This is a genomic window from Parachlamydia sp., from assembly GCF_050255895.1.
Lineage (GTDB): Bacteria > Chlamydiota > Chlamydiia > Chlamydiales > Parachlamydiaceae > Parachlamydia > Parachlamydia acanthamoebae.
In genome coordinates this window covers 1-11,342 of record NZ_JBFWIR010000007.1, presented here as the reverse complement: position 1 = coordinate 11,342, position 11,342 = coordinate 1, and the positions used below count along the sequence as shown (strand labels likewise).

Sequence of the window (11,342 nt, the reverse complement as noted above, 5' to 3'; positions counted from 1 at the left end):
ACGGAATTAAAAAATAAAGTTTAAGTAAGAATGATCTTCTTTATTCCTTGAGTAGTATCACCCATTTGAAGAAGACCTAAATATTGGAAAACTTTCTTTTTTAATCCGAGACGCATGATGCTTTCTAAGCTTACTGCATGGATGAATAATATCCAGGGAAAATTCACTTATCACCAAAGATTTTGGTTTTTTTTCTTTGTCTATCTTTTTTTTATGCCCATTCCTGCTTATTTGATGATTACAGCCCAAAATTATTTGATTCATGGGACAAAAAAACAAATTATCGGATATCAGTACGTTCCTGTGATGCAAACCTTGCTCAACAACATTGCGAAAACATGGATCTTTTATCTAGCCTCTTCAAATAGCGAAACACAAGAAAAACATTTTAAAGAAGATCTTTTAGAAGTAACATCCAAGGCGATTGCACAATTAAAAAATGTTCAAAAAGCTCACCCTTCTTCCAATTTTTTAGATCATTTAGGAAAAGGATTTTCTGATTCTCGCAAGGTTGAAATGGACTTTGATGCTTGGGAAAAAGCCTGGAAGCAACTCATCGAAATAAAACCAGCACGCACACAGGATGAAAGAAATGCCCTAACAAGTGAATTATTTCAATCACTTCTTAGTCGCTACTCCGACATAAAAGATGCCTACGGGATTAGTAGCGATTCCAATGCCTGGATCAATAAAATGGGTTATCTTCTCTTTGAAACCCTTCCAAAAAATGGAATCTTCATCACGGAATTTTTTGGGGGCCATCTCAAAAAATCAGTTCCGCTAACACTTAATGAGTTGCTTGTCGCACAAAAAATTCAATCCAACATCAAGCAAATTAATCCTTTATTGAACGACCCTACTTTTTTGAAACTTAAAGATGACCAAGTTAAAGATGCGTTGAAAGATTATTTTCAAGCAATTGAAGATTTAGTTTATCAAATAAATACCTCTAAATACGAAAACATTTATTCCAAAGATTTGCGTTCTAAAGTCGTTAACACTTTAGAATCAGCCCTCACACTTGAAAAAATTTCTCATGAAAAAATTATTCAAGCTCTGACCACGCAATTAAATACCTACCAAATGCAGCAATATTTTGCCCTTGCATATTGGTTTATTTGCAGTCTGATTCTCACAATCTTTGCCATCACGCGCTCCTTTACACGACATCTTTTTAAAATTTTGCGCCATTTGCAAAGATTAGCAAAAGGAGATGTCGCGCTCACTCCTGATTCGGATTCCAGAGATGAATTTGGACAAATTGGGCATGCTGTAAATCAAATGGTTGAATCAGTCCAAAGCATTGTCTACAAACTACAAGAATTAGGAAAAAAACTTCAAAGTTTTACAGAAGAGATGACGTGGTCAACTAAAGCACAAGAGCAGACAATTTCGAGCCAAGAGAGAAGTATTAAATCGATTGATTCCAAAGCTCAACAAATTGCTCTAGAATCGAGACATCTTGCGGATACAATGAAAGCCCTCAGTCTGGCATCTAGACAAACTTCTTTAGCAAAAAATGCACACACTGGACTCGAGCGTTTAAAGGATAAAATACCTGTACTCGTGGATGCATCAAGTAAAATCTCGGAGGTCCTTCAAAGTATTGAAGGCAAAGTTAAAGATACGTCTCGCTTACTCTCTTTCATCACAAGTATTAGTGATGAAGCAGATACCTTATTTTTGAATGCAGCGATTGAAACGGAATCTGCTGGCGAACATAAGCAAAGCTTTGCCGAATTCACCAAACAAATCCAAAGATTTGCCAATAATACGCAAGAAGCTACGGCAAATATTTTGCAAATTATCAACAAAGTCTCGCTACATGTTTCCGTTGTTAAACAAGATGTACACTATGGTCTTGATGAAATTTTAAGTGGAGCAAACCGGATCAAAACTGTCAGTTCACAACTTTCCGATATTACACAGCATGTCGAAAAACAAGTTGTCAAATTCGAAAATGTCAGTCAAGTCATGCAACAACAAGCTGGTGATGCAGAAGGCATCATTGGAGCGATTTCTGGTCTTTTAGAATCAACAAAGAAGAATCTACCGATTGTGCATGAATTGGATGAAACAATTTCACAACTTAATTCAGCGGCAGATGAGCTGCAAAAAGCCCTTCATTTCTTCTTTCACAACCCCAAAAAAACTTATGAAATTACTTGATGATACAAGGCTAGCTTATTACCTCGAAAGATATACCTATTCGCAAAAGATCATGATTTCATTTATCCTTTGCATGATTTGCGCTTTCGTTCTAGTTATTTTTTTAATTATTGCCCAAACAAAAATCCTTTCCCATATTAAACCTCAAATCGAAGGTATTCGATTAAGCCTGCAATTAGAAAAGCTTATTAGTCAAATCTATAAGCACCAAGATATTGTCCTTAATCCACTTCCTTCAGAGAACAAAACTACACAACTCAAAATGATCTCCGATAAGATTTCTAAATCTTTATTAAACTTAAAAAACAATATTGAAGAGACTTTTGATTCTAATGGCATCAGTTCAAATTCAAAAATTATCTCCGATTTCGAACAAATTTTATTTGTTTGGCAAGATCTTCATCAGGCTAATTTCGATTATCCAGAAGACAAAAGCCGTTTTTTGCATTATGAATTAATCAAAATTATCCAAACAACACTTACAGATATTTATTTGTGGTTTGGTCTTTATAATAACCAAGATCCAGGAACACATTTTTTTATTGAAGGAACGATTGAATATCTTAATAAAAACCAACTAACTTTAAATGAAATAAATCGATTTTCCCGATATCTTTTAAAAAAAAATTCTCTTAATTTAAAGCAGCAAGCCTATTTTTTGGGCTTAATGTACGAACTATCGACAAATCTTCAGAATACACGAGAAAATGCCCAAAAGGCAATGGATCGCAATGGAACGATTCTGCAACAAATTCAGGATCCTAACTGGCAAAAAGAGTGGCTTATTTATCAAAATAACATCACAAATTTAATTGATAAGATGCATGAGGGAAATTCCCCTTTAATCACTGCTATGGCAGAACAAACATTGCGAAAAAGTTGGGAGTTTAGGCAAGAGAGCTTGGAGCTTATTCAAAGAGTCTTGCAAATTCAAGTTGATACCATGCAAAATCGCCTTATTTCTGGTATCATGTGGACTTTTTTTGGTTTATCATTAGTCTTAGCCTTTTATATTACTCGAGTGATTAGACGTCCCATTTCTGATTTAAAAAAGGCAGCTAAAGAGCTTGCCGAAGGCAATATCAGTGTGCGCGTCAAAACGTCTAACCAAGATGAGGTTGCGCTGATATGCGATGCCTTTAATGCGATGGCAGACTTTTTTGAAAATGTGATTAATCACGCCAAACAAATCTCTAGCAGAATTGTACACTCAGCACAAGTCGTTAATACAATATCAAAAGATTTGGAAACAAACATTACAAAACAAAAGGATACTATAAGCCTCATTCTTCCCCATGCCAAAAGAATATCAAAAAGTGCGCTAGAGTTTGCTTTATCGCTTAATGAAGTTAACCGTGTGGTTTCTATCACATCAAATTTAGCTATTTCAGGCGTGAAAGACTTAAGCGAGATGAAGAGCATTATGCAGCAAATGGAACAAGAATCTTCTAATATCGTAGGTAAACTTTCCGAGCTGCAACTTTTAGTCGGACAAATTACAGGCATTATTAATACAATTGTCAAAATTGCGGATCAAGCCAATTTGCTTTCTATCAATGCAGCAATCCGTGCTTCAAAAACGGGACCTACAGGCTTAGGATTTTCGATTATAGCCAAAAAAATCCGTGAATTAGCAGATCAAGCGGCTTTTTTTACACTAGATATTGAAAAAAGTATTCACCAAATTGTTTCGGAAATTTCACAAACAGCTCTATATGTAACGGAATTTTCGGAACATATTTTGGCTCAAGTCAATGGGGTGACGGAAACAAGCTACCAACTGACTCAGCTAATTGAAAATACAAGAAATCAGACCCAGGCATTTGATTTGATTAATCAAGGTATGCAACAGCAAGCTGCTAGAGCCGCTCAAATTCATAGCGAAATTTACACTTTAACAAATGCAGCCCAAGCAAGTACTCAAAATGTTAATAGATTTTATAATGAAATTCAATATTTACACCATGCGATCTCACATTTACAGGCAATGACTAACAAATTTATCTCAACTAGAACAAAATAGAATATATCGATGCTTCCTTTAAACTTTCTTAATAATTGATATCTATAATCAATTATTAAAAAATTAGGAGGATGTAAATGTCTATAAACCTCGAAACTATTGACCCATTTCGCAACCTTTATAAAAAAGATAATATTTATCTAACTTTTTCAGGAAAACCAGATAAAGGCTTTAAAAAAGTTTCTTCAAGAAAAGTCGTTAGCTTTTTCGAAAATTACATAAAAAAAAATTCTATTTCTAATAAAGATCGTAAAAAAATCAAGGGATTTATTAAACCAATTGCGACTACTGAAAACAAGCAAACAAATAAAGTCCGTCAAGCTGTCATCAATTTCTTTTCAAGATTTAAAAATCTACTTTCCGGCAAATCCTTTCACTCTTCCCAATACTTGCATGAAGTCACTCGAAAAAGTGCTGAAAATCTTTTAAACAATGAACTTCTATCGCCTAAAAAATTATCTGCTAAATTGCAAGAATTGAAAGACAAAATCAGTACCGCTGAGACAAGTTTAAAAAATAAAAAAGATGCAATCAAAGAAAATAAAATAAAATTGGATGGTATAGAATCTAAACTCGCAGACTTAAAATTAAAAAATGACAATGCAGAGACTCTAGAAGACATCCAATCACAAATAGATGCGTTAAAAATAACCATTCAAAATACAGAGGAAGAGATTCATAACGATGAAAATAATCTTCTTAATTTAAAACAGGAGCAAGCAAAGCTCGAAGAAAAACTAACAAAGCTTACTGGGCAAAAACCCGAAACACCAGAAGCTCCAGAAGAGCCTAATGTAGGTGAGAAACCCGAGACAGAAACCGAAGAACCTAGTCTAAATGAAGACGGGCCTAATGTAGAAACCGAAGAGACCCACGATGAGGATTCTGACGATGAAGAAGAGCTTGTAACGGCACCATCAACACCGCCAGATTCTTTCATAGAAACTCCACCTGCTAATCTTGCAACTATTTTAACTGCATTAAGAGGTGAACAAGCTGATTTGTTTCATTCTTATGTAGCTCTCGCAGAAAAAAAATTACCAGTAGATTCTCAAGAAGATTATTCTAAAATTATTGAAGCTTTAGCCTCTGTTGTTAGCGAAAATAGTGAGGCTGGAAAGGCTTTAACTCTGTCTTTGAAAAATCTTTTAAAACATATGTCCCCTTATCCTGCTGAGCAAGAAAAATTCCTTGAAAAATTCTTTGCGCAGGATTGGAATTCAGAATTTTTGGTTGAATTTCTATTTAACCTGCAAGGGATATTATTAACTGTACACGAGTATGTGACAGCAGAAAATGAAGCTGACATATCTGACCTTTTGCAAGAACATAAAAAAATGGAAAATGAAGCCACTATCAAAGAAAATGAAAGCAATAGCTCTTGGTATTCATATTTTGCCAATAAAGCGACTGAATTATGGTCCCCACCTAGTCCTCCTGAAACAGGTTTGACTTCAAATCTATTTTCCTTGATGAATGATCATTTCGGAAACTTTCAAGATGGTCCTACAATGATTAATTTCCTTGAGCAGTACCTTCAGAATATGCTAACAAAGCCGCGCAATGATCCAAATAAGGTGAAATTCATCCAAGCTTTTAAAACATATGGTGCAAATCTAGCAAACCATCCAAAGAATAATGCCGATCGACATACTATTGCACAATTTTTCCGTGAAAATATGAAGAACATTGCTAAACAACTACCCTAAAAAACATTTTCCTCTCCCTGTCTAGGGAGAGGTTTTTTTTACTCTTCTTTGATGTCCAAAGGAGGAGCGGCCCATTGCGCAATCACATTCTTAATGAATTGATACTGCTCTTTGGTTTGCACAAGCTTTCCACGGTATGTGCGCATACGAATAACCGTTTCGACGAAATTCAAAAAAATGTCCGAAAGACTCATCCCGTTCTGTATTTTTTCATTCACCTCATCGAACAAACTATGAATGGCAATAAAAGTTCCCGTCCGGCCAACTCCGGCGCTGCAGTGGCACAAAAGCGGACCTTCGTGATGCTTCTCCAAAACCCTTTTAAAAAAATCCTCGAATATTTCGTCATCTGGAGCACCAAAATCGGGCCAATTCATGTAATGCAGCTGAGTCACCCGTCTGATTTCTAGACCATCTCTTGAAATGATAAAAGTTCTTTCAGCAATCTGTTGATCACAATAATCCTTCTGAGTTTCAGCAAGGGAAATTTCGTAGCCATTTTTCAATTTTAAAGCATCTGGCTGTGCTTCCCAATATCTGACACTTTTTTTCGTTTGTTCATTTTTTGATTCTTTTACACAATTAACAAGACAGACTATTGTTTGCACATTTTCCTGAATAATGAGGTTAAAAAAGTCAGATATTGTCTTCTCCAAGGGCTCTTGGGTGGAAATGTATCTTTTATTCCTCAATTCAATGATACTCGCATTGACATAATTCGATCCATCGGACTCTCCTCGAACATTATGATCATAAGGCAGAATGTTTGGATACCGGTTTTTTTCAAGACAATCGGGTTTCTGAGATAGTTTGTGTGTATATCCATTTTCTTCCGTTAATTCCACTTTAGTAAGCTTTTCTAGAGCATTCCATTCTTCATCAGTCTTTTCCTCAGGACGACTAATGGCACGCGCTAAAGTAATGTCGAATTTTGACAACGTTTTTTTGGAAGATTTTTTGAATTTTTCAACTGCTTGCATCCCCTTTTCCCCAAAAAAACTCATCCTCTTGTAAATTAAAAGACTGTCCTGACGAACTTGTAGCAAATCACGATGAAGAGGCGCTGATGGTTTGGTCGTATGAATAGACAAAAAAATTTGAGCAAAATGGGAAATTCGATTTAGATTTGCCGTTTCCTTAGGCGAAAGAAAAGGCTTGGACATTTTGTAATGAGCCCCGGACATAATTTGCTCGATGCGCATTTTATGCTCTTTCATTTGTATTGAAATTGCACCTAGACCCTCCTCGGAAGAGATAAGGACATTAAGCACTTTTTTTTGATTGATCCATCCCTTGCCCCTGCACCAATAAACAAGTCGATAAATACCCTTCACAAGCCATAATGAATGAGGATCCACGCAATGTGCGGCTTGTTTTAAAGTATATTTCTGATTAGCAGGTGTGAATCCTAATAGTTGTCTATGAATAGAATCAAAATGTGAAGAAATCGCTTTGCTCATATGGCAACTCCAATGTAAACGAATTAGAGGTCACCATATACACTTAATAACATCCTCTGCAATAAAAATTTAATCCAATGCACGCGAATTAGAAATGTTATTTTTTTAGCAAAAACTTTAGGGCATCTTGCTTCATTCTCAGGTGAATGCTGTACAAGCCATTTGCGCGATTAGGCGTCAGGCTCGCACTAATCCCAAGCTCTTCCAAGTAATCTGGAGGACATTTCAAAATCGCTTCAGGAGTTTCGCCACTATATGCTTGAATTAAAATGGCTGCCAATCCAGATGAGATCAGAGCATCAGATTCTGCCTCAAAGTAAACTTTTCCTTCTTCCATATAAGAACGCAAATACATGGTGCTTTGGCATCCTTTAACCAAATTTTCAAGAGTTTTATGATTTTCTGAAAGGCGGGGCAATGCTCGCCCTAATTCAATGATTTTTTGATACTTGAGCTCTTCGGTTAAACAAACCTTAAAAATTTCTTTAATTTGATTTTGCTTTTCTAAACACGACAAAAACATGATTTAACCTAATTACTCAACAGAATTGAAAAAGTTTAACGAGGATTATTAATTTGAAATTTTTGCTTAGGAAAAAAGTCATTCTCTTTTAGCGAAGATTTTCTTTATTTGTTCATTTAATTTGATGAGTTCCGTTGTTTCCAAATAAATCATATGCCCCGAATCATATAATTGTGTTTGGATATTATTTTTTAATGCAAGATCCAAGCCTAAATGATTCACGACATATTGAATACTAAAATAAGGAATTGCTAAATCGTAACGTCCAGAAACAATCAAGACCTTTAAGTTACGATTCTGACTGATCATCCTAGCTAAAGTAGAAGACAAGTTCAAATAACGATTCGACGCCCCACTGTACTCCCATGGACGCACATTAGCCAATACCTCATACTTTGTGTCATTTTTCCAATTTAACTCTTGAAAAAAGTATTGGTTCAAGGTGGAGGTAAAAATCCCACTAATGATCTTTTCACAGGGATCTGATTCACAATTTGAATAATATGGCTCTCTTTCTATTCCTGTTAAACGGCTGTCAAAGCGTCCAATTGAACGATAATTTTTTCTAAAAAGCTCTTTTCTAAATTGGTGAGGTGCAACGCGTAAACGATTTAGCAGAATATAGTCACAACTTAATCCGGTATAGAAAGCCATTTTCTCTGCTATATTGGTTTTATTTTTCTCATCTAAACCATCCCCTAACAACAAAGCCTGTGCATAGTCAGTCAAAGCAAATGTTTCCGCCTCCTTCAAAACATCTTGCAAAGGACGCATTAGCAGCGAACTGGAAAGCTTCTGATGGTACCAAGCCGCCGCGGTATAAGAAGGCAGATACAAAAGGCTAGGTAAATCATTACCATCTCCTAATCCTGAAATGGTCTGATAATCGATAACAGGAGAAATTAATACCAATCCATCAAGCTCCATCCCATGTCGACTTGTTAATTCTTCAGACATTCCGATGGCGCGTACAGCACCGTAGCTCTCTCCAATTAAAATTTTTGGTGATCCCCAGCGATTAAAGCGGGTAACATAGAGTCTGATAAATTCAGACATTGCTTTCACATCGCCTTCATAGGAATAAAAAGATTTAGGATTTTCCCCTTCTGCGCAAGAGCTAAATCCACTTGAAACCGGATCCATAAAAACTAAATCCATGTGGTCTAAAAGAGAGTGTGGATTTTGCTCTAAAGCATACCTTGGCGTTTTTGCTAGCCAATCTTCAAAAACGATACGCTTAGGTCCAAGGGCTCCCAAATGTAACCAAATAGAAGAAGAACCGGGTCCACCATTAAAGCAAAAGGCAATCGGACGAGAGGGGTCATCAATAGCGTTTTTTGTATAAGAAATATACGATAAATGAGCTTTTGGATTTTTATCCTCCCCTCCAATAGTGAGCGTGCCAATTTGCGCTGTATAGGAAATCGTTTGATCAGATAAAAGCAAGACATGTGAAGACTCCTGCACAAAATTCTTATTTTCAACTTCAATGCAATTGGCCAATGAAAATGCACAGAACAGCCAAATAAAAAAATATTTTCTCATAATTCTCTTCTTGTAAAGTATATTGAAAATAAGTTTAGAGTCTTAAGCATTTAGCGTCTATCTTTGATTACCCTTGGCGTACAAATATACGTGTATCATGTAGTTGCTTTAAGGCATTCACAAAAGCCTCTCCTTCCTTATCAAGGATAAGGGGGGTATCAAAAACATCGATACATTTCTCAAAAAGCGCATTTAAATCTCTCAATGCTTTATGGGAACTTTTAAGCAGACGCGCATTACATGATTTTCCTTTAGCCTGACGGGTCAGCTGGTCCAATTTTTGAAAAAGATGATGCAGGGTTAAGGATTTATTTCCTTCCAAATACTGTTTTGCTAGTCGATTGATCAAACTTGTGGCTCCGCGGTGCGTTTTTACAGCTGTTTTCAGGGGGGTTTTGCGAATTAAAGAAATAGCACTCCGGTAAGACTTTGAGCTTTGGTTCACCACATTTTGTTTTGTTTGATAGGTTTCCAAACTAGCCACTTCGAACCTTCCTTTTTCTTCATACCAAGAATAACCCTCTTCTGATGTACTAGCTAAAGCTTTCATTTGGCGGATGGGAATTCTAACAATTTTTTTTGAACTTATCTCTATTTCAGAATGGGCGTCATCATAGAGAACCATTTCTTTGACTTTTAGAATATCTGCAAGCATTTGATAAAGATCAAATACTTCATTTCCTGACAACTGAGTGCCACTTTGAATCCATGCCAACTCCCCTTTTGATCCTAAGCAGGAACAAAAGACTTTTAATACTCTATCTTCACTTTCTGTTGCGTACGAATATTCAAATACGCGAAACGTGTGATATATTTGTTGTTGAGAATCTAAATTGGGTTCTTGAAAATATTTTTCGAGCAGCATACAGGATTTAAAAGCTGTCTCTTGCATGGTTAGACGAATCTCTAATTTTTTTTCTTCATCGAGAGCAATATATAGATCATATTCTTTCTCATTTTTAGAAAAATAAGTTTTAATTAATTGAATTCTTTCAACATAAGAAAGTTCATCTTTTAATTTGCTAATAAAATCATTTTTAAATTCATCTAAAGTGACATATTTTGTTTCAGAAGGGTTATCAAAACCATCATTTGAAGAATCTCCTTTTTCAAAATCCGAATCTTTACTTTCAGTTATTTTATAAGTTTGGTTTCCAGCTATTAAAAAAGCATTTGGAATGTTAACTAAATCACTTGTATTCATAAAACTTTCTCTTTGTAATTATAAAGAGAAAATAATAACACTATTTAAATAAACTATCGACAAAATAACTGAATAAGTCTTAATGATATATAATAGATAAATAACTAAAGATAAATTATTGTTAAAGGTAGACAAACGATCTATAAAATACAACACTAGATTTTATGTGAGCGATCCCTTCGAAAATAGCTGAGAAGCCTAGACTACTTTAATGAGATGTTATTAGAACATTTTTTCTAGCATTATCTATCCCATATTTTTATTAATATAGTCTATTAATTTTGTTTTATCTATCCCTTCTATTTGAAGGATTTTATGCCGGTTTGTTTCACCACGGATAATCTGAATCTGCTGTTTTCTGAGACCTAAAAATTTCGCTAAAAATTTAATAACCGCCTCGTTTGCCTTTCCTTTTTCTGGAACAGAGGCAATATACATTTTAAGTTCATCATTTTCCCACCCTAAAATGGCATTTCTTGAGGCATTTGGAATCACTTTAATCGCTAGCGTGGTTTGTGAAAGAGTCATATGTAAAAATCGCTTTATCTGTAGACTTATTTTACGAAATATAAATTTTTATCTCTTTTTTCAAAAGCATTCCTGAAAAAATCAGAGCCTATATCTTTGCTGGATATTAAAAATATTAAATTTTCGTAAATCGATGAAATATCAAAAGGTTATTTGTTCTATTTTTTCTCTTGAAAATCGC

At 35.2% G+C, this 11,342-nt stretch carries 8 protein-coding genes; 3 read left to right on the top strand and 5 right to left on the bottom strand.

The genetic code is table 11. From position 1 onward, the window contains the following. Window positions 1-114: 114 nt before the first annotated feature. The 3 genes from AB7E63_RS02210 (at window position 115) to AB7E63_RS02200 (ending at window position 5,901) form a co-directional block, all read left to right on the top strand. Window positions 115-2,169, top strand: a complete 2,055-nt coding sequence (locus AB7E63_RS02210) for a methyl-accepting chemotaxis protein (RefSeq protein ID WP_013924795.1) — start codon at window positions 115-117, stop codon at window positions 2,167-2,169. After that, the gene (locus AB7E63_RS02205; protein ID WP_241209005.1) at window positions 2,156-4,192 is read left to right on the top strand and encodes a methyl-accepting chemotaxis protein; all 2,037 of its coding nucleotides are present in this window, start codon (window positions 2,156-2,158) and stop codon (window positions 4,190-4,192) included. Before AB7E63_RS02210 ends, AB7E63_RS02205 begins: the two co-directional genes overlap by 14 nt. A gap of 77 nt (window positions 4,193-4,269) precedes the next feature. Next, on the top strand, window positions 4,270-5,901 hold the full coding sequence (locus AB7E63_RS02200; protein ID WP_006341807.1) for a hypothetical protein: 1,632 nt from the start codon (window positions 4,270-4,272) through the stop codon (window positions 5,899-5,901). A gap of 38 nt (window positions 5,902-5,939) precedes the next feature. Here AB7E63_RS02200 and AB7E63_RS02195 read toward each other — a convergent pair whose 3' ends face one another. From AB7E63_RS02195 to AB7E63_RS02175, 5 genes are all read right to left on the bottom strand, one after another. Next, a complete protein-coding gene (locus tag AB7E63_RS02195; protein ID WP_013924792.1) occupies window positions 5,940-7,361 on the bottom strand; it encodes a protein-tyrosine phosphatase family protein in 1,422 nt (473 codons plus the stop codon). 97 nt (window positions 7,362-7,458) lie between these two features. Next, entirely contained in the window at window positions 7,459-7,884 is a 426-nt protein-coding gene (locus AB7E63_RS02190; protein ID WP_006341810.1) for a SufE family protein, read from the bottom strand. 78 nt (window positions 7,885-7,962) lie between these two features. Then, complete coding sequence (locus tag AB7E63_RS02185) at window positions 7,963-9,429, bottom strand: S10 family peptidase (protein ID WP_006341811.1); 1,467 nt, start codon at window positions 9,427-9,429, stop codon at window positions 7,963-7,965. 67 nt (window positions 9,430-9,496) lie between these two features. Then, a complete protein-coding gene (locus AB7E63_RS02180) occupies window positions 9,497-10,633 on the bottom strand; it encodes a hypothetical protein (RefSeq protein WP_006341812.1) in 1,137 nt (378 codons plus the stop codon). A 246-nt stretch (window positions 10,634-10,879) separates the two neighbouring features. Next, window positions 10,880-11,161: a DUF167 domain-containing protein gene (locus AB7E63_RS02175; RefSeq protein ID WP_006341813.1), complete on the bottom strand. Its 282-nt coding sequence runs from the start codon at window positions 11,159-11,161 to the stop codon at window positions 10,880-10,882. Window positions 11,162-11,342 lie beyond the last annotated feature (181 nt).

Excerpts from the sequence above, each read along its gene's own strand:
- AB7E63_RS02210 (WP_013924795.1), top strand. The coding sequence starts at position 115 with ATGATGCTTTCTAAGCTTACTGCATGGATGAATAATATCCAGGGAAAA.
- AB7E63_RS02205 (WP_241209005.1), top strand. The coding sequence starts at position 2,156 with ATGAAATTACTTGATGATACAAGGCTAGCTTATTACCTCGAAAGATAT.
- AB7E63_RS02200 (WP_006341807.1), top strand. The coding sequence starts at position 4,270 with ATGTCTATAAACCTCGAAACTATTGACCCATTTCGCAACCTTTATAAA.
- AB7E63_RS02195 (WP_013924792.1), bottom strand. The coding sequence starts at position 7,361 with ATGAGCAAAGCGATTTCTTCACATTTTGATTCTATTCATAGACAACTA.
- AB7E63_RS02190 (WP_006341810.1), bottom strand. The coding sequence starts at position 7,884 with ATGTTTTTGTCGTGTTTAGAAAAGCAAAATCAAATTAAAGAAATTTTT.
- AB7E63_RS02185 (WP_006341811.1), bottom strand. The coding sequence starts at position 9,429 with ATGAGAAAATATTTTTTTATTTGGCTGTTCTGTGCATTTTCATTGGCC.
- AB7E63_RS02180 (WP_006341812.1), bottom strand. The coding sequence starts at position 10,633 with ATGAATACAAGTGATTTAGTTAACATTCCAAATGCTTTTTTAATAGCT.
- AB7E63_RS02175 (WP_006341813.1), bottom strand. The coding sequence starts at position 11,161 with ATGACTCTTTCACAAACCACGCTAGCGATTAAAGTGATTCCAAATGCC.